This window comes from Ammoniphilus soli (assembly GCF_040813775.1).
On sequence record NZ_JBEGDL010000004.1, the window covers coordinates 194,995 to 213,724 of the forward strand.

Consider the following 18,730-nt stretch of genomic DNA (forward strand, 5'->3'; position numbering starts at 1 on the left):
ATAAAACGATGAAGAAAGGTTTGATATCACTCACTTTATCTCTATTCTCCTTTTTCCTGTTAACAGGGTGCTGGGATAAATTCGAACTCACGGAATGGGGATTTGTCCAAGGAATTGCAATCGATCAGACAAAGGATGGGAAGTTTGAGCTGACAACCCAATTCTATAAGCCGAAGGGCGGAGGCCCAACCGGAGCCTCGGGATCCGGCGGAGAGGGTCAGACGGCTGCGATCAACATCACGACAAAGGACGATTCCATTTTTGAGGCGATTCGCGATATTTCCATCCATTTAGGCCGCAAGCCGATGTGGAGCCATTTGCGGGTCATTCTGATCAGCGAACAGGTGGCAAAGAAAAAAAGCCTCGGGGATGTCCTCGACTTTTTCTATCGCAGCCATGAAACGAGACTTTTCGTTCCCATTATCATTACCAAAGACAAAGCCAGCGATTATTTGAAAACCACGCCATTCATCGAAAACACGGTCTCCCAGCAAATTGGGGAAATACAGAAATACGCCTCCCGCTTTACGGCGAAAGTAGCCATGACAGACCTGCTCGATTTGGGCATCCAATTGAAAAGCGAGGTGAATGCAGGAATTGTGCCCTACCTCTACTTTGGGGAGAAACAGCCAAAGGAGACCCTTGTTGTCGGGAACGCCCTGATCAAAAAAGGCAAAATGGCGGGTACGGTTGCCCCCAAAGATGTAGAAGGACTGCTCATGCTGTCTGATCGATTTCAAAGCGGGATTATACAAATCCCATGCAGCCGCACTTCCAATGAAAAGAACAAACGAATGGAAACGATGGAGGTATTTCTTTTCAACGTCAATGTGAAGCCGAATGTAAAGGGGGATTCCGTAAAGGTGGACGTCTCCATTCAGATAGCCGCCTCTACCGGTGAACTCTATTGTTCGGATTTGACCACGACGAAAGGAGAACAGCTTTTCTTAAAATCAGCTGAAGCTGCAGTTGAAGAGAAAATAAAAAGAACGGTGAAGCTCTTGCAGGATAAAAAAGTAGATGTCATCGGGATCGGGAATAAAATTTACAGCCAAAATCCCCAACAATGGAAAACATTGCGAGACGATTGGGATGAGCTTTTTTCCGGGGCCAAATTCAACTACCATATTGAAGTTGAACTTATCGATACGAAAATGGATATCGGCAAACCGATTTTTTCCCAATGAATCTCTTGGGCATTGCTGTATGAACGGGGGAATGGACCTTGCTGCAAAATATCATCATCCTGCTTATTCTATATGCGGCTATGCTCATCAGTGATGGGCCCAAACTAAAGCAAAAAAAGGGACCTGCTCGGGTTGCCTATGGCATGCTGCTATTGGCCAGCTTTTATTTAAGCCTTAATTTCTTAGTGGGGAAAAATTGGCCGAACCTCGATGACCTAGTGAAATTCCTTCTGGCCGATCCGGCAAAAAGCATTGTAGAATCCGTCAAGCTCCCATCCTAAGCTCGAAAAGGAGGTTCGGTACCCATGAACAGGCAAGAGACGATCAGTCCCTGGCAAATGGCAACCTTATTTCTCTCGTTTCTTACCGGTTCGGCTGTCGTAAACATTCCGGCCCCCTTAGTCGGAGCCGCAAAAAATGGGGCTTGGATTTCCCTTTTGCTTGCAGGCAGTGTCGGAATGCTGCTCTTATTTTGCATCCTCTATTTGCATAAGCAGTATCCCGGGCTGACCTTTATCGATTACAGCCGGAAAGCGATAGGAAATGGGTTGACTGTTTTCTTTTCCATTCCTTTCCTGATGGCGCTATTCCTCATGCTTACGAATATCGTGATCGATATCGGGGGATTTATGACCAGTACCATGATGGAGAGAACACCGCATGTCGTGTTCCATGGCCTCATTCTTATGACCGCCGCCATCACGGTAAGAGAGGGCATTGAAGTAATGGCCAGGATGTTTACTTTCCTCCTTTACGTCATGACAGCATTTGTCACTATCGTCTTGTTTCTGGCGTTTAACAATTATCATCCGGAATATCTATTGCCCGTACTTCCCGATGGTTTCCGGCCTGTTCTGCATGGGACTTATCTTTCGCTGGGCTTTCCGTATCTGGAACTGGTCGTGTTTGCGATGATTCTTCCTTTTTGCCGCAAGGAAAAAGGAAATCTTCTGAGCAAATTAATGGTCTCCGCTCTCGTCGTCAATATCATCAGCCTGCTGACAGTCACCATCTGCAGCATTATGGTGCTTGGTCCATTGACCGGAATGAGGAAGTATTCCGTATTTGCGGTCGCGCGCATGGTGGATGTGGCGGAAATCATCAGAAGGATTGAATCGGTCATCGGCATGTCATTGATTGCTGGCTCCTATATGAAAGCAACCATCGTCCTGTTTGTTATTACCATGGCTTTATCGCAATTACTAAAATTGCAGGATGACCGGATCCTGGTCTATCCGATCGCGCTTGTCGGCCTTCTGATGTCGGTCACCATGTATAAAACGCCGGTGGAATTTAACGATATGGTATTGATTGTCTGGCCCCTGTTCATCTTTATTGTCTGGATTGTACCCCTGATTCTGATCACATTGGTTACCGTTTTTAAGGGGAAAAAGGGGAAATCAGGACCGGCAGCTGAGAAGAAAATTAATGCGCAATGACCTGCTTCCCTCTTAAAGGGAGCATTTATCCAAAGGGAATCCACGGAGCGATTTCGGAAGGCTATCCGATAGCCGAAGGGCTCGGTCAGTACATAGAGCTCCCGCAGGAGGAAATGTACGGCGAATTTTACTCAAACTTATGCTTCATATTCAGCTTTTCTTGGAAAATCTGATCCAACGATTCCTTCAGCCTTTGTCTCGAAGCCCTCCGATCCACAGGGATATACTCACAACACGAAGTATGTCAGTTACACTAGCTCTACAAGTTCGGATAATAAGCACAAAAATTAGCGGCCCAAAACTTGGCCGCTAATCTGTTGTAAACTTATGCCAACATGGAAACGAATCGCAAGCCTTAATCACTTAGGATTGTTTCGGGAATGAAACCGTATCATAGGGGGAGAGTCTGAAGTAGGAGTACGTCCCGGTGCACCAGGTGAGAGTGGAGACCCTGGTGGACCGGATGCACCGGGTGCGAGTGGAGACCCTGGTGCACCGGGTGCGAGTGGAGACCCCGGTGCTCCTGGCGCGGATGGAGACCCCGATGCAAGTGGTGTGCCGGGTGCGAGCGGCGCACCTGGCGCAAGTGGTGTACCTGGTGCGCTCGGTGCTCCTGGTGCGCTCGGTGCTCCTGGTGCACCCTCTGGTAGATCAGAAGAATTCTTCGATTGCTCTGCGATTGCAGCCCTTAGCTGATCGATCGTTTCCGTTTGTTTAAGTATTTGCTCCGCCTGCTGGGTGATCTGCATGGTTAATTGAACAATTTGCATATCCCTTAATGCGATGAGCTGGTCTCTTAACACTATGACATTATTTCGTTCGGCAAGTTGCAAATCACGTGCGGCGATAATCGTGTTGAGTTCGGAAATCTGCTGGTCACGCACAGTAATAATCGTGTTGCGTTCAGCAATCTGCTGATCGCGCGCGGCAATAATCGTGTTGCGTTCAACAATCTGAGCATCGCGTACAGCAATGGCGATGTCCCTTTCAACAATCCGCCTTTCAAGGAGGTCAATAGTCACATTTTGTTCAGCAAGTTGAGTTTGGAGATTGGCGATTTCTTGACGTCTGTTTTCAAGCTCTATTTGAACGCTTCTTAAATCCTCATTGCATTGAGCCAGTTGTTGTTCGCAATCCAGGGTAGCGTTGGTGTCAGTCTTATTTCTGCTAGATTTACTAACACCTGACTTTTTTCGATTCGGTTTTACGCCAGGCTTCTGTATGGCACTTAGTTTGTTTCTATTTTTATTAGTCATTTTCTACCAATTCCTTCTTTGAGCAACCAGGAGTAAACAATATTTATATTTTAAGGAAAATAAAGTCTTCTATAATAGAATATTTTATGTGGATTTGATAGAACAAATAACCAAAATATACTTCTCCCCTAAAAACGTGTTATATGCGAAACTACGCTTCCAAGCGAAACAATTTTTCGCTTTAGGCGGGAAAACCCTGCACTGGGATGCCGTCTCCCCCCGCCTCCATCCGGCGGATTTAAGAAATCAACAGTCTCCTTAGGCTAAAGTTAATTCCTCATTATTTTTTCAAAGCCTTGCACATATACTCTCTTAATCAAAGTTGAATAAGGAATGAGGGTTTTCATGATTAAAATCAGGATTGGCAATCAAACCTTTGAAATGAAAGCGATAAAAGTGACGATCTGGAATGAAAATATCCATGAGCGGACCAATCCGCAGGTGGCTAGTATATATCCAAAGGGAATACACGGAGCTATTTCGGAAGGCCTTCAACCGTACGGGTTCCAGATCCGAACGGCTACACTGGAACAACCCGAGCATGGATTGACGGAAGAGGTGCTGAACCAAACCGATGTATTAATCTGGTGGGGACATTTGGCTCACGAAAAAGTAAAGGATGAGATTGTCGAAAAGGTTTATCGAAGAGTACTCAATGGAATGGGATTAATCGTGCTGCATTCAGGGCATTTTTCGAAAATCTTTAAAAAATTAATGGGTACGACCTGTGACTTAAAATGGAGAGAATCCGATGATAAGCAAAGAATATGGGTGGTTGACCCGGCACATCCGATAGCTGCAGGGCTCGGTGAGTATATAGAGCTCCCGCAGGAGGAAATGTACGGCGAATTTTTTGACATCCCTGCCCCCGACCAGCTTGTATTTGTCAGCTGGTTCGAAGGCGGGGAAGTGTTCCGCAGCGGCTGCGCTTATTACCGGCGGCAAGGAAAAATATTTTACTTCCAGCCGGGACATGAAACCCATCCGACCTACCATAACCAAGAGATTTTGCGAGTCTTAGCGAATGCCGTGCGATGGGCAGCATCTCCCCATGGCAGTGCACCGGTTTTCGGGCATGCAAAGTCTCTCGAATAGAAACATAAGGACGTGATAGCATGAAGATTTATATGGCCAAATACGGAGATACCCTTAGGAAAATCTCAGAAATATATCATGCTGAAATAAGTAATCTTCTCTCTCTTAATCCGCATATTCCAAATCCTGAAATGAACATTGCCGGCATCAAAGTAAATATCCCTTCCCCAGCTAGGCCCATTATGCAAAAGATCCATGTCCCGCCTTGTCCTTTCGATCCATCATCAGTGCCGGCCGGCCTTGAACATTGGATTCCCCTTGCGTCATTGGAGCGAATGGCTGAAACGGATTATGATGTGATCATTGTCGGGACCGGTGCAGGGGGAGGAGCTGTCCTTAGAAGGTTAAGCGAACAGTGGAGAAATAACGGAAAACGAATCGGTATCATTGAAAAAGGAAATCTCCTGTTGCCGACGCATGTACGGAATATCCCAACCATGAATAACTTGCGTTTTGCTGAATATTTTCGAACCGTATCCACATGGATCGGAAAATCACTCCCTGAATTTCCAGGCGCAAGACAGCTATTTGCTCTAGGGGGAAGAACTTTATTTTGGGGAATGTCTGCTCCCCGATTCGACGCTTCTGAGATTGCCGATTGGCCCGTAACGGAGAAAGAAATGGATTTTTACTACCGACTTGCGGAACAGATTATGGACGTAACAAATGGGTATACGAAGGGATCAACCTTTCAAGAGATTTTATTAAAACGGCTCCAGGAAAATGGGTTTCCTGAAGCTGTAAATGTTCCTGCGCCGATTGATCTTGAACCGACAAGATATGGACAGATTCATTCAGACCCGTTTTGGAGCTCTATCTCCACGCTCGCCTACGCCTTGAATCGAAAACCCTTTGATTTAGCTGTAAACGCCCGCGCTGTTGAAGTGCTTGTCGAAAAAGAAAAAACGGTCGGCCTTAAAGTCAGGTCTCCAGAAAAGAAAACCTACTTTCTCAGAGCAAAGACTGTTGTTTTATCGGCAAGTACATTGGAAACCCCCCGCATATTACTTAACTCAGGCATACAAGGAAGAGCGATCGGTCATTTTTTAACCAATCATTCCTTTCTATTGTCCACAGTGAAAGCGAACCGCAAGGAATTTCCAGAGGTTCTGGGAACACTTAGTATGATGATCCCGCAAACCCAGGAGCGTCCTTACCAGATTCAAATGGGCGGTCCGGAGGGATACCTTTGGTATCAACGGTATGAAGAAAAGCCTTTGCTCGATGAGCTGCATATCGGCATTAGCGCGTTCGGTAAGGTTGAATCACGTTTTGAAAACCAGGTTACCCTGGATCCCCTTAAACGGGATGAATACGGAGTACCGGAGATACAAGTCCATTTTTCCTATAGTGAAAAAGATAAGGCAATTATTCACCAAATGGCATCCGCTTTAAAACAAGTTGCCTCTGCCATGGGAACTCCCTTCATTTCTAGAGATGGCCAGCCTTCCATCTGCCTCATGCCTCCCGGAAGCGACTACCATGAATCGGGAACCTGCAGGATGGGCGATGATCCCTCAACTTCAGCCACGAACCGTTACGGTCAAATCCATGGCACATTTGGTCTCTATGTCGCCGATAACAGCGTTTTGCCTTCAATCGGGGCCACCAATCCAACATTGACGACTGTTGCCTTAGCGGTTCGAACTGCAGATGATATTATCCAGCAATTAAAATGAACTCGCGATACAATTTAACTGACAACATGCCTCATCTCTTAATTTTTAGTAAGCTGTTGATTTTCTACCATTTCATAGGTCGGCATGCCCCCAAAAAGCCCTTGTATATCCGACCTTCAGGAACAGCCTCCTTACCTATAAGATTCTCTCCATCCCCTGGTAAATATGCCCTTGATGGGAATCCACCGTGATCTCATCGCCATCCTTAAATAGCGTCGTGGCTCCCTCAACCCCTATGATGACGGCCTTGCCTAAATTCAAGCCAACGATCGCCGCATGCGAGGTTAACCCGCCATCTTCCGTAACTAAAGCAGCGGCCTTCTCAATGAACGGCGTATGCTGCTTGTCCGTATGTTGGGCAACGAGGATGGTCGTCTCATCGACTTTATCTTCCCAACCTTTGGATCCGACAATGACTACCTTACCTGTTACTGCACAGTCACCGATGCCGCGTCCTCTAGCTGCCACTTTACCGACCACATGAACCTTCATCATGTTGGTGGCACCGGATTCACGGACAGGTACGCCTGCCGTAATGATGATGCGATCCCCGTATTGGATCATCTGATCTTTAACAGCGGCCTGTATGGCCTTTTCCATCATTTCATCCGTATTATCCGGACTTTCAAAGTGGATCGGATAAATTCCCCAAACTAAAGTCAGATAATTCACCACATCCTCATGCGGAGTGACCGCTACAATAGGGCAAGCCGGACGGTGTTTAGCCACGGATCGAGCTGTATACCCGCTCTCTGTAGGAGTCAGGATCGCAGCCGCTTGCAGGGTCGAGGCCGTAGTCATGACGGCTTGTCCCAGCGCATCGGTGATCGTCATTTTCTTTTCATACTGGTCCTGGTGGAAGCGTTCATGATAAATGACAGACGATTCCGCTTTGCGGGCAATCCGATCCATCGTTTGTACCGCTTCAACCGGGTACTTCCCCGCAGCGGTCTCGCCGGACAGCATGATCGCATCGGTTCCGTCAAAGATCGCATTCGCCACATCGCTCGCTTCCGCTCTTGTCGGCCTTGGATTATTCTGCATGGAATCGAGCATTTGGGTAGCGGTGATCACCGGTTTACCCATGGCATTGCAGGCGGCGATCATCCTCTTTTGAACCAAAGGAACTTCCTCGGCAGGTATTTCGACACCCAGGTCTCCACGGGCCACCATCAAGCCATCCGATACCTCCAGAATGTCCTGCATGTTATGAACGCCTTCTTCATTCTCTATCTTAGAAATAATTCGAATAGCAGAGTCGGACTCCTCGAGAATATGCCTGATTTGGAGAACATCCGAGGCCTTACGGACAAAAGAAGCGGCGATATAGTCCACCTTCTTGCGAATCCCAAAGGCAATATCCGCGATATCCTTCTCCGTAATGCTTGGCAGGTTGACCGCGATTTGAGGAAGGTTAATCCCTTTGCGGTTCTTTAATACGCCGCCATCGATGACTCGGCAATGGATCTCGTTTCCTTGAATGCCTTCCACCTGGAGTTCGATTAATCCGTCATCCACAAGAATCGTAGCACCTGCATGGACATCATTGGGCAACTGGTCATAGGTGACGCTGACCCTTTCCTGCGTTCCTTCGATCGGTTCCGTGGTCAGGACAAAGAAGTCCCCCGCCTTCAGCGTGATTTGCCCCTCCTTTAACAACCCGGTACGAATTTCCGGTCCCTTGGTGTCCAGCATGATGGCCACCTTGTGATTCAATTCTTTTGCACACGACCGAATCGCATCGATGCGCTTTTCATGTTCCTCATGGCTGCCGTGGGAAAAGTTCAACCTCGCCACATTCATGCCGGCTAGCATTAATTTTTTTAATACTTCAGGTTTTTCGCTTGCTGGCCCAATCGTACAAACTATCTTCGTTTTTCTCATGCCTGCACCTCATTTATATTCTGTGGTTTATACCTCTTCATTACGGTTTCATAGGACGGCAAAGCAGAAATGGCTCCGATTTGAGTACATACCAATGCGGCCACAGTATTGGAGAAAGAAGTAATGTCCTTTATTTTTTCAAAGTCATGAAGGATCGTCTGAGGATGTGCCAATCGCGATAACTGAAATAAGTTGGCACCCACAAACGCGTCTCCTGCTCCCGTGGAATCCATGGACTTGACTTGAATGCTTTTCACCATAGCCGCCTGCTCGGCATTGGATACGAAACTCCCTTCTTTGCCCAGGGTGACGGAGATCCACTTGGCCCCAAATTGGTGAAGCATCTTCACCCCATCCTCCAGCTTTTCTGTTCCTGCAATCAACTGCAATTCTTCCTCACTGACTTTGAGAAAATCGGCGAAGGCCAAGGCCTTTTTTGCCAGTTCCCTAAATCCTTCTGTTTTTCCCTTCCAGAGAAATTCCCTGTAATTCGGGTCAAAGGAGATGAAGAGGTTATTTTCTTTGGCACATTCCATCACTTGAAAGTACGTTTCTTGAGAAGGTCCTTCCAGCATCGCGGTTGCCGACCCAAAATGGATGATCTTCGACTGTAGAATTTGGGGGATATTGAGGTCTTTCCATGTTAACAGTCCGTCAGCCCCCCTATGGAAGGTAAAGTCCCTTTCTCCATCCGCTTTCAGCGATACAAAAGCAAGTGTCGTACGGGAGTTCGGGTCCAAAGTAAGCATCGATGTATCTACCTTTACATCCTGCAGTGTTTTCTTTAAAAAGTGGCCAAAAGGGTCATCCCCGACTTTCCCGGCAAAAACGGCCTGTCCGCCCAATTTTGCAATCGCGGCTGAGACATTGGCTGGAGCTCCGCCGGCTTGTTTCAAGAAATGACTTCCTTCTATTAAATCCACTTCGATATCCGTACAAAAAAAATCGATAAGCAATTCGCCCATACATACCACCGCATTGGTGTTCTTCATGTTACACACTCCTACGCAATACTCTTTTTCATTTTCCATTTCTTAAGCTGAACGATCTCTAAAGGTCCATCCGAGAAGAAATGGATATTAACCGCTTCTTTTCTTGGATACACCCTGGCCGTCATCACTTTTTCCCCCTCATTGATGAAAATTTCAATGGACGATTGATCGATAAAGATCTGCAATTTTAACCGGTCATGGATTAAATCTACTGCTGCCTTACGAATGCCTCCCGGACCGGCGCCCGATTGATTGCGGTCCAATATAAGCACCTTTTCTTTTTTACTGTAGGTCAGCACCGTTTCTTGTTGAGCGCGTTCATCTACTCTCAGCTTCAAACCGAATACAGCGGCATCTTTCGCATCGACTTCCAGCTGCAGTTCCAGGCTGTCCCCGGCTATCTCTGCTAAGGACTGTACCCCTTGAATGGTCAAATCACGGTAGGATACTTCCTCTTCACGCAGTTTCTCCAATTCAGGTACAGGAGAGCAAAGTAACTTGTCATCCCTCAATGTTAAAACCCGGGGCAGCGTCATGGCACCTGCCCACTGATATTCCTGGGTTGGCATTTTACTTTCCCACATATCCATCCAGGCAATCAAGATCCGTCGCCCCTGTGCATCAATCGTCGTTTGGGGAGCATAAAAATCAAAGCCGTCATCCAGCATCCGGAATTCCTGATGGGGAAAGGTTCCGGTTTCGTAATTCAACTGTCCAAGCACATACCCGGATTGATGCAAGTTCTGATAAAGGTTCCCTTCCGGTTTCATGCCTTGGGGAGACATCACCAGCACATCCCGCCCATCTAGATGAAAGAAATCGGGACACTCCCACATATACCCAAAGTTTCCTTCCCCTTTCGCCATCACATTAACAAACTCCCAATGAATCAAATCATCGGAGCGGTAAAGAAGAACTTGCCCGCGGTTATCCATCGTTTTGGAACCAAGCACAGCATAATACTGATTTTCATTCTTCCAGACCTTCGGATCGCGGAAATGGTACGGATGGATATCTCCTTCTGGGGCAGCAGCGATGACTGGATTCTCATTTAGCTTTGTAAATGCGATGCCATCTTCACTCACCGCCAAGCACTGGCATTGCTTTAAATCGGTATCATGATTATCTCCTGTCCAGACATTCCCGGTGTACATCAGATAAAGCTTTCCATCCTTTTCGATCGCACTTCCGGAAAAGCAGCCGTCACGGTCATATTCTTCGCTTGGGGCCAGGGCAATGGGGAGATGCTCCCAGAATGCAAGATCCTTGCTTTTCACATGTCCCCAATGCATCGGACCCCATTGCGGCGAATACGGATGATGCTGATAAAACAAATGATATTCTCCATTATTGTAGCAGAAACCGTTGGGATCGTTGATCCAATAAGCCGGTGCAGCGATATGATACTGCAGCCTCCAATGATTATCGGACACCGTCTCTTTTATTTGGTCATTTGATTCCTGGGCCGTATTGATTAAGCTTTGATGTTTTTCCACTTCGATTCTCCTTACCTGATTCGTTATTTCAGCTCCAACACAAGAGACTCATAGGGGCGCATCTTCAAGCAATTGAAATCTTCCGGCAAGTCTTCATAGTTGGATACGATCACTTTTTTTACTGGCAAATCCAACGCAATCCTTGTTTCCATTCCATAAAAGTTTCCGATGACTAAGATTTTTTGATTTTCATATTTTCGGATATAAGCAAAAACATCGGGGTTTTCTTCCCACATAGCTTGATAGTCACCATACGTGATGACGTCAGAATACTCGCTATCTTTACGCAGCCTGATTAGGTTTTTATAAAAACATAAAAGGGATTGAGGATCCTGCAACCCATTTTCCACATTAATGGTTTTGAAGTTTCGATTTACTTTTAACCATGGATTCCCTTTCGTAAAGCCTGCATTTTCCGTATCATCCCAGTGCATAGGCGTACGCGCATTATCCCGGCTTCGTCTCCAAATCGCTTTTAGCGCATCTTCCGGTGAATACCCTTCTTTGATGGCTGCTTGATATTGATCGTGTGAAGCAATATCGTCATAATCTCCAATCGAAGGAAAAGAGACGTTTGTCATTCCTATTTCTTGTCCTTGATAGATAAAAGGAGTTCCTTTAAGGAAGAAGTAAAATGAAGCTAGCATTTTCGCGGGGATAACCCCCATGTCTTCTTCTTTAATAAACTTGTTCAAAGAACGCGGCTGATCATGATTTTCCAGGTAAAGGGCACCCCACCCCATTTGGTTGTATACGTTCTGGCTCTTCGTAATGGCGGATTTCAATTCCAATAAGGTCCATTCTTTAGGCTGGTACCATTTCCCTTCCTTATCCAGATCCAAATCTACATGATCAAATTCAAAAAGCATATTAAAATGCCCATCTTCCCCCACATACTTTGGCAATTCATCAGGATGAACACCAGGCGCTTCCGCAACCGTTAGAATATCATAGTGCGAGAATGTGTTCCTTTTTAGCTCGCTTAAAAATGCATGAATTCCTTCCTGGTTTAAACTTACTTCTGCAATTGGCGCCAAACCGTCTTCTGAATCCGCAAGGATATCCGGAAAATCCCGATTTTTTTTAATAAACGTGATGGCATCCACTCGAAAACCGCTAATTCCTTTGTCTAGCCACCATCTGATCATCTTGTACACCGCTTGCCTAACTTCGGCATTTTCCCAATTCAAATCCGGCTGCTTTCTGGAAAAGACATGGAGATAGTACTGTTCTGTTGCCTCATCATACTCCCAAGCTGAGCCTCCAAAGATGGAACGGCCGTTATTGGGAGGGGTCCCATCCTTTGCATCTTTCCATATATACCAGTTTCTCTTCGGGTTGCTTCTTCCGCTTTTGGACTCCATAAACCATGCGTGTTCATCCGAGGTATGATTAACGACCAGATCCATGATGATTTTTATCTCTCTCTTCTTGGATTCCTCAATCAACTGCTCCATTTCTTCCATCGTGCCGAACTCTTCCGCAATGGCATGATAATCGGAAATGTCATAACCGTTATCATCCATAGGCGATTGATATACCGGGCTAAGCCAGATCACATCGATGCCTAGCTCTTTCAAGTAATCCAGCTTCTGAATGACTCCCTTCAAGTCACCGACTCCATCGCCATTGGAATCATAAAAACTTCTCGGGTAAATTTGATAAACAACAGATTTATGCCACCATTTTCTTTCCATTATTTTACGGCCTCCTCAATGATCCATTTTATGGTATCGGTTCCATCAATGATGTTAAAACCACATCTGCATGCCTGAATCTTACTTTTTAAATTTAGCCCAACTGCTTTCAAGAGCCTTCAGAGCTTCTTCTTTCGATACGTTTCCGCCGACAAAGGCTTGCAGGGTTGAACCAAATTCCTGGCCTGCACCATCCGGATATTTCGCAAATTCCCAACTGAAGGTTTTTCCTTCTTTTGATTTTTGGTTAAGTTCTTGACCTAATGGTCCTATCACTTTTGCGCTTGCTTCGATAGACTTAAAGGCTGGAATATATTTAAAATCTTCAACCAATGCACGTTTGCCTTCTTCTGATGTAACCATCCAGTTTAAGAAATCCTTTGCCGCTTGCTTGTCTGCTTCAGGTGCTCCGTTATGGATGACCCAGTTGCTCGGTACACCGACCGGCAGTTTATCCGCTATCGCCGGATCATCACTAAGAGGAATGGGAAGAATGCCCACCTCCATATTAGGAGCGATTTGATCAAGCATGGGCTGTATCCAGTTTCCTTGCTGGATCATGGCCGTTTCACCTGTGGCGAATAAGGTAACTTGCGTATTGTAGTCGGTGGTTAATGGGTTGCTATTGCCATATTTAACCGTTAGGTCCACTAGCTCTAAATACTTTTCGAAATACTCATTTCCTGCAATGTGAGCCGTACCTCCATTTAGTCCCTTGATAAATGCATCGGGATCTTGCTGGGATGCAAACGCGATATTCAGGCCATGGTTCCCTAATACCCACCATTCCCCGTAGCCGACAGAGAAAGGAGTAATGCCAGCAGCCTTCAGCTTTTTTGCCGCTGCCTCCAACTCGGAATACGTTTTAGGAAGTCCTGTTATTCCGGCCTTCTTAAACAATTCCTTATTGTAAACTAAACCATAGCCCTCAAGATTTACAGGCTGTCCATATATTTTGCCATCCATAGTCATGGGCTCCAATGCATTCTCATACGCATCTTTTACCCATGGCTGATCGGATAAATCCTCCAATTTATCTTTCCAGGTTTGAGTATCCTGATATCCTTGGAGCGTAAAGATATCAGGGGCACTGCCGGAAGCAAACTTGGTTTTGAGCACAGTAGGATCTGCAACGGTTTGAATATTAAAGGTCACGTTCGGATGCTCTTTTGCGTATTGATCCGTTAATGCTTCTAACTGGTTTGCGACTTCAACTTTACCTTGCAGAATGTCAACAACAACCTGATCCCCTGTACCGTCGCCGTTTTTTTGCGCTTCGCTTGCGCTGTCATTGGAACAAGCGGCTGCAAATAGAAGCGAAGCGGATAGTATGCCAGCAGCTAGTGGAAGCTTTTTGATTTTTAAAGACATGATTTACCCCTCCTGATTTAAATAAGTGTTGTTCATCTGGATTTCATTTAATGGATCCGCTTGTTATTCCTTTAATAATGTGCTTTTGCATCATAAAGAAGAATATTAGTAATGGAATAATGCTGATGACTAATGCGGCTAGTGCCATATCCCACTGCTTGGTATACTGTCCAAAGAAGAAAAATGTGGCTAATGGAATCGTTCTTGAATCAGGATCTTGAAGGATGAGGGATGGCAATAAGAAGTCATTCCAAATCCATAAGCTGTTCAGGATAACGACCGTGACCGTAATGGGCTTCAGCAATGGAAATACAATTTTCCAGAACACGCCGAACGTCGAACAACCGTCAATGATCGCAGCCTCTTCCACCTCTACCGGAATCCCTTTGATAAAACCATGATACAGGAAGATGGTCATTCCAGACCCAAAGCCCAAGTACATGATGACGAGACCCCAGATGCCGCTTAATCCCAGGTTGCCCGCTACTTTGACCAGCGGAATCATGATCGATTGGAAGGGAATGACCATGGCCGCTACGAAAATCATAAAAATGATATGGCTGATCTTCTTTTTTGTCCGGACCAGCATGTAAGCAGCCATAGAAGAAAACACAACGAGAACCGCATTGCTGGCTATGGTGATAATCAGGGAGTTGGTGAAGGCTTGGATATAGTTCATTTGTTCAAATGCATTTGCATAATTCTCGAAATGAAGCACAGACGGCAAAGCTGACGTATTGGTTAATATCTCAGCAAACGATTTTAAGGAATTGGATACCACATAATAGAACGGCACCAAAAAGATCAGTCCAAGCAGGATGGCAAGACTTTCAATGATCATCGTTTTTCCTGTATACTTGTTTCCCATTAGGACTCCACCTCCTTCTTCTTCGAAATTATCACCTGCATGACGGTGATTGCGGCTACAACAAGGAAGAAGATGAGTGCTTTTGCTTCACCAATGCCATAGCGGTTATTGACGAATGCTTCTGTATAAATGTTAAAGGCTAGCATTTCTGTTGACTTAAATGGACCGCCGTTTGTTAAGGATAAGTTTACGTCAAAGATCTTGAATGACGATGCGATCGTTAAGAATAAGCAGACCGTTACGGCCGGAGCTACCATCGGCAGGGTAATATGGCGGAGAACTTGCCATTTATTCGCTCCATCCATTTTGGCTGCTTCAACGATCTCTTGAGGGACGTTCTGCAATGCAGCGACATAGATGATCATGATATAGCCAGCCCCTTGCCATACGCTGACAATAACGATTCCCCAGAATCCCGTTTGCGCATCTCCCAGCCAAGGCAACTGAAAAAAAGACAAACCCGTTAATTGCCCTATGGATGCGAAACCTTTCACGAAAATAAACTGCCAAATGAATCCCAGCAAAAGGCCGCCAATCAAGTTAGGCATGAAGAATACCGTACGCAAAACATTTCTTGTTTTCAACATTTGCGTAACAAGCAGGGCTAATCCGAATCCTGCCAAGTTGGTTAATAAAACGGCAATAACTGTATATTTCGTTGTAAGCAAGAACGACTGCTGAAACTGCTTGTCTTCGGCAAATAAATATTTAAAATTATCCAATCCCACCCAATTGATGGTTCCTGTTACCCCGTTCCAGTCCGTAAAAGCATAATAAATTCCTGAAAAGAAGGGAATAAGGACGACAATCGCAAACGCTAAAAACACGGGTCCGACAAATAAAGCGAATAATCCAGCCTTTTTTAATTGCCTTTGTTTTTTAAACTTCAATGAAGTCCGTTCTTTTCGCTTATCTTGGTTACTTGAAGAAACGAACTCCTTTTCTTGCAATATGCCTTGTCTATTCATCCTTCATCAACTCCTATTAACCTTTTAAAGTTAGTAGTGATATACATTCTCCACTTTTACCTCCTGAAAATGTGGTATCGGTTTCAATGCATTTTTTATTTTTTATTTTGAAAAAAGCGGGACTAACAATCACCCTATATCTAAGCTGCTTGTTTGATCGCAACGTCTTTCTTTTGGTTCAGTAACGTAAAAGCGGATATGCCAGTAAAAACAAGGATAAAAAGACCCATCAATATATAAGTGTGTCTAAATCCCATACCGTCATACAAACTCCCGGCAATTGGCGATAGGACCGTTGTGCCGATTTGCATGGCAAACTGATAACCCACCAAGTAAAGAACGGATGATAATCGAGTATCAAAGTTGGAAGCTAAGTATTTGAAGATAGCCACCATCAAAACGGCGTATTCTAAAGAATGAATCAACTTGAAAAATGAAATCCCAAAAGATCCGGCAACGAGCCCTGAGCCGATGATTCGGAATGCCATGACAAATCCAGCGAATACTAAAGCTTTTTTTGCCCCCATCTTATTCACGATAAGAGGTGCCATAAACATCATCCCTGCCTCCAAGAAAACCTGGAGTGAATTCAAATAGCCAAAAACTTGATTCCCTTGCTCTACCGTAGGAAAAAGGGAAGCGAAATAGAGCGGAAACTGTTGATCAAATACAGTATATACACATGCAACTCCCAACACATATATCATAAAAAACCAGAAATCTTTCAATAGGAAAAGCTGTCCAACATGTTTTAAAGTGACAGATTCAGCCCGTTCAACTTCTTTTTCGGTCATCTCCACTTTGGTCATTAACATAATAACCACCAAAATAAGAGCAGTGAGGGAGGCTATCCAAAAGTTAATATTGGGATTCATATTGAAAAAACGCGCCGCAAAAAACGCAGCACTTGCTGATCCAAGAGAGCCCCACATCCTCGCTCGGCCGAACTCAAAATGATATTTCCTTCCTACTTTTTCAATATACGATTCGACAGCACCGCATCCCCCCAAAAAGGTAACACCTAAATAGAGACCTCCAACGATGGCACCCAAGAAAAAGTTCAATTTCAGGAGAGGAGCGTACACGTAAATGAAGAAGGGTCCAACAAAGACAAGCAATATGCTAATAAAATACAAAATATGCTTTTTAAAGCCGATGCGGTCGGAAATATACCCATATAAAGGCTGAATAATAAGTGCAAAAACGGCATTAACAGAAAAGATAATCCCCGTTTGAACACCGCTTAATTGAATTTTTTGACCTAACCAAATGGTAAAAAATGAATAACAGGCAGCATAGGTGAAGAAAAAGAAAAAGAAATACATACTAAGTTTCCAATACATAGTGGACTTGTACAACTTATAACCCTCCTTATCCAAAGCTTTCTGAACGAACAAACCATGTCCCTTTAACTAGAATGTTCCTCTTTCACTCTGGTATAGTTTGCACAAATTTCGTGGGGAATTCTTAACATCTAATCAAAATTAGACTCACATTAAACCACTCTTTCACTTTCTTCAAAATATGGTATCGGTTCCATTGATATTTAAAAAAACACGATATCTAAAATTAAGTATGAAAGTGGATTCAGCTTGTTTGGTATTACATATACCTCCTCTTTCTGTTTTATATCCAACATTGTATTATATTATGGTATCGGTTTCAATCATTTTTTTCTTCAAAAAAAAAATGGAAGCTAAGTCTCCTAGCTCCCACCATCATTTCCTTAAGTTTAATCTATGTTGATTTTCGGATGACAAGTTCAATTGGAAGTTCACAGACCACTGGCTCTAAATCAGGATTATGGAGCATCTCAATAAGTATCTCCATTGCTTTTTCTCCCATTTGCTCGATAGGCTGGCGAATCGTCGTAAGTTTCGGTTCCAGCATTTCTGCGTGCGGCTGATCATCAAAACCAATGATGGCAAGGTCTTCCGGAATTCTTACTTGATGCTCTTTTGCTTCCATGATCATTCCGGCAGCAACCTCATCACTTCCAGTAAATACGGCGGTGGGGCGATCCTCCATTTCAAGAATTTGCCTCATCACTTGTTTTCCGTCTTCAATACTATGCTGATTCACAAAAATCCACTGCGGGTTCACCTTGATCCCTGCCTCTTCCAGAGCTTTTTGGTACCCCTGATTGCGATCTTTATCTTTCCCATGCTCGGTAAACAATCCGCCTGTGCAATAGGCAATTTTTTGATGACCCCTATCGATCAAATGCTTGACTCCTAAAAAGGCTCCTTTGTATTGATCTAAGCGAACCATCGGAACTCTAGCATGGTTGACATATTCGTTGCATAGCAAAATGGGCCCGTACTCCATGAACGGCTCAATGATGCTCCACTCATGTTCGATGGAAGTCATGATAATTCCATCCACTTGTTTGGTTTTTAATAGGTTTAAAAACGCCAATTCTTTCTTTTTATCCTCATTGCTCTGGAAAATCAAGACCTGATAGCCATTGCGGTAGGCGATCTTTTCCATCGCATCGACAAGATAGGAAAAAAAGGGGTTTACGATTCTCGGCACAATTACACCAATCGTTGTCGTTAGTTGTCCCCTTAATCTTCTTGCTGCCGGATTCGGGGTATATCCAAGTTCTCTCATCACTTCCAGCACACGTTCTCTTTTCTCTTTGGAAACATAAGGAGAATTATTTATGACACGCGAAACGGTGGTTTTTGACACCCCCGATAATCTTACAACATCCGATATGGTTGGCACGTATTTATCACTCCACTATTTATGGACTATGGAATCAGTTCCATAACCATTCTACCCTAAATGGAGAA

The 18,730-nt window shown here is 44.7% G+C and carries 17 protein-coding genes; 6 read left to right on the forward strand and 11 right to left on the reverse strand.

Features of this window, described 5'->3' with window-relative positions:
- Nucleotides 1-8: 8 nt before the first annotated feature.
- The 3 genes from ABLT31_RS11235 to ABLT31_RS11245 are packed head-to-tail and all read left to right on the forward strand — an operon-like array spanning nucleotide 9 to nucleotide 2,626.
- Complete coding sequence (locus tag ABLT31_RS11235; protein ID WP_367751606.1) at nucleotides 9-1,187, forward strand: Ger(x)C family spore germination protein; 1,179 nt, start codon at nucleotides 9-11, stop codon at nucleotides 1,185-1,187.
- A gap of 38 nt (nucleotides 1,188-1,225) precedes the next feature.
- A complete protein-coding gene (locus ABLT31_RS11240; protein ID WP_367751607.1) occupies nucleotides 1,226-1,468 on the forward strand; it encodes a hypothetical protein in 243 nt (80 codons plus the stop codon).
- Nucleotides 1,469-1,492: 24 nt separating this feature from the next.
- Nucleotides 1,493-2,626, forward strand: coding sequence for a GerAB/ArcD/ProY family transporter (locus ABLT31_RS11245; RefSeq protein WP_367751608.1), 1,134 nt, complete (start codon nucleotides 1,493-1,495; stop codon nucleotides 2,624-2,626).
- 127 nt (nucleotides 2,627-2,753) lie between these two features.
- Here ABLT31_RS11245 and ABLT31_RS11250 read toward each other — a convergent pair whose 3' ends face one another.
- Both ABLT31_RS11250 and ABLT31_RS11255 read right to left on the reverse strand, forming a co-directional pair.
- Nucleotides 2,754-2,843, reverse strand: coding sequence for an L-rhamnose isomerase (locus ABLT31_RS11250; RefSeq protein ID WP_367751609.1), 90 nt, complete (start codon nucleotides 2,841-2,843; stop codon nucleotides 2,754-2,756).
- Nucleotides 2,844-2,985: 142 nt separating this feature from the next.
- A complete protein-coding gene (locus ABLT31_RS11255; RefSeq protein ID WP_367751610.1) occupies nucleotides 2,986-3,510 on the reverse strand; it encodes a coiled-coil domain-containing protein in 525 nt (174 codons plus the stop codon).
- Between the two features lie 508 nt (nucleotides 3,511-4,018).
- Between ABLT31_RS11255 and ABLT31_RS11260 the strand changes: the two genes are divergently transcribed.
- The 3 genes from ABLT31_RS11260 (at nucleotide 4,019) to ABLT31_RS11270 (ending at nucleotide 6,656) form a co-directional block, all read left to right on the forward strand.
- On the forward strand, nucleotides 4,019-4,144 hold the full coding sequence (locus ABLT31_RS11260) for a hypothetical protein (protein ID WP_367751611.1): 126 nt from the start codon (nucleotides 4,019-4,021) through the stop codon (nucleotides 4,142-4,144).
- A gap of 83 nt (nucleotides 4,145-4,227) precedes the next feature.
- Complete coding sequence (locus ABLT31_RS11265; protein ID WP_367751612.1) at nucleotides 4,228-4,977, forward strand: ThuA domain-containing protein; 750 nt, start codon at nucleotides 4,228-4,230, stop codon at nucleotides 4,975-4,977.
- Nucleotides 4,978-4,997: 20 nt separating this feature from the next.
- Complete coding sequence (locus ABLT31_RS11270; RefSeq protein ID WP_367751613.1) at nucleotides 4,998-6,656, forward strand: GMC oxidoreductase; 1,659 nt, start codon at nucleotides 4,998-5,000, stop codon at nucleotides 6,654-6,656.
- A gap of 135 nt (nucleotides 6,657-6,791) precedes the next feature.
- Here ABLT31_RS11270 and pyk read toward each other — a convergent pair whose 3' ends face one another.
- The 9 genes from pyk to ABLT31_RS11315 form a co-directional block, all read right to left on the reverse strand.
- The gene (gene pyk / locus ABLT31_RS11275) at nucleotides 6,792-8,540 is read right to left on the reverse strand and encodes a pyruvate kinase (protein ID WP_367751614.1); all 1,749 of its coding nucleotides are present in this window, start codon (nucleotides 8,538-8,540) and stop codon (nucleotides 6,792-6,794) included.
- On the reverse strand, nucleotides 8,537-9,532 hold the full coding sequence (locus ABLT31_RS11280; RefSeq protein WP_367751615.1) for a carbohydrate kinase family protein: 996 nt from the start codon (nucleotides 9,530-9,532) through the stop codon (nucleotides 8,537-8,539). The genes pyk and ABLT31_RS11280 overlap by 4 nt, the downstream gene beginning before the upstream one ends.
- Before the next feature lie 11 nt (nucleotides 9,533-9,543).
- Complete coding sequence (locus ABLT31_RS11285; RefSeq protein ID WP_367751616.1) at nucleotides 9,544-11,028, reverse strand: glycoside hydrolase family 32 protein; 1,485 nt, start codon at nucleotides 11,026-11,028, stop codon at nucleotides 9,544-9,546.
- Between the two features lie 23 nt (nucleotides 11,029-11,051).
- On the reverse strand, nucleotides 11,052-12,725 hold the full coding sequence (locus tag ABLT31_RS11290) for a glycoside hydrolase family 13 protein (RefSeq protein WP_367751617.1): 1,674 nt from the start codon (nucleotides 12,723-12,725) through the stop codon (nucleotides 11,052-11,054).
- Between the two features lie 81 nt (nucleotides 12,726-12,806).
- Nucleotides 12,807-14,096, reverse strand: a complete 1,290-nt coding sequence (locus ABLT31_RS11295) for an ABC transporter substrate-binding protein (RefSeq protein WP_367751618.1) — start codon at nucleotides 14,094-14,096, stop codon at nucleotides 12,807-12,809.
- A 43-nt stretch (nucleotides 14,097-14,139) separates the two neighbouring features.
- Entirely contained in the window at nucleotides 14,140-14,964 is an 825-nt protein-coding gene (locus ABLT31_RS11300) for a carbohydrate ABC transporter permease (RefSeq protein ID WP_367751619.1), read from the reverse strand.
- Nucleotides 14,964-15,932 (reverse strand): carbohydrate ABC transporter permease, encoded by a 969-nt coding sequence (locus tag ABLT31_RS11305; protein WP_367751620.1) that lies wholly within the window; start codon nucleotides 15,930-15,932, stop codon nucleotides 14,964-14,966. The genes ABLT31_RS11300 and ABLT31_RS11305 overlap by 1 nt, the downstream gene beginning before the upstream one ends.
- 140 nt (nucleotides 15,933-16,072) lie before the next feature.
- On the reverse strand, nucleotides 16,073-17,275 hold the full coding sequence (locus ABLT31_RS11310; RefSeq protein ID WP_367751758.1) for an MFS transporter: 1,203 nt from the start codon (nucleotides 17,273-17,275) through the stop codon (nucleotides 16,073-16,075).
- A gap of 394 nt (nucleotides 17,276-17,669) precedes the next feature.
- The gene (locus ABLT31_RS11315) at nucleotides 17,670-18,662 is read right to left on the reverse strand and encodes a LacI family DNA-binding transcriptional regulator (protein WP_367751621.1); all 993 of its coding nucleotides are present in this window, start codon (nucleotides 18,660-18,662) and stop codon (nucleotides 17,670-17,672) included.
- Nucleotides 18,663-18,730 lie beyond the last annotated feature (68 nt).

Bases quoted from the DNA above. Each gene is read 5' to 3' on its own strand.
- ABLT31_RS11280 (WP_367751615.1), bottom strand. From the start codon at position 9,532: ATGAAGAACACCAATGCGGTGGTATGTATGGGCGAATTGCTTATCGAT.
- ABLT31_RS11290 (WP_367751617.1), bottom strand. From the start codon at position 12,725: ATGGAAAGAAAATGGTGGCATAAATCTGTTGTTTATCAAATTTACCCG.
- ABLT31_RS11305 (WP_367751620.1), bottom strand. From the start codon at position 15,932: ATGAATAGACAAGGCATATTGCAAGAAAAGGAGTTCGTTTCTTCAAGT.
- ABLT31_RS11270 (WP_367751613.1), top strand. From the start codon at position 4,998: ATGAAGATTTATATGGCCAAATACGGAGATACCCTTAGGAAAATCTCA.
- ABLT31_RS11235 (WP_367751606.1), top strand. From the start codon at position 9: ATGAAGAAAGGTTTGATATCACTCACTTTATCTCTATTCTCCTTTTTC.
- ABLT31_RS11310 (WP_367751758.1), bottom strand. From the start codon at position 17,275: ATGTATTGGAAACTTAGTATGTATTTCTTTTTCTTTTTCTTCACCTAT.
- ABLT31_RS11300 (WP_367751619.1), bottom strand. From the start codon at position 14,964: ATGGGAAACAAGTATACAGGAAAAACGATGATCATTGAAAGTCTTGCC.
- ABLT31_RS11245 (WP_367751608.1), top strand. From the start codon at position 1,493: ATGAACAGGCAAGAGACGATCAGTCCCTGGCAAATGGCAACCTTATTT.
- ABLT31_RS11295 (WP_367751618.1), bottom strand. From the start codon at position 14,096: ATGTCTTTAAAAATCAAAAAGCTTCCACTAGCTGCTGGCATACTATCC.
- ABLT31_RS11265 (WP_367751612.1), top strand. From the start codon at position 4,228: ATGATTAAAATCAGGATTGGCAATCAAACCTTTGAAATGAAAGCGATA.
- pyk (WP_367751614.1), bottom strand. From the start codon at position 8,540: ATGAGAAAAACGAAGATAGTTTGTACGATTGGGCCAGCAAGCGAAAAA.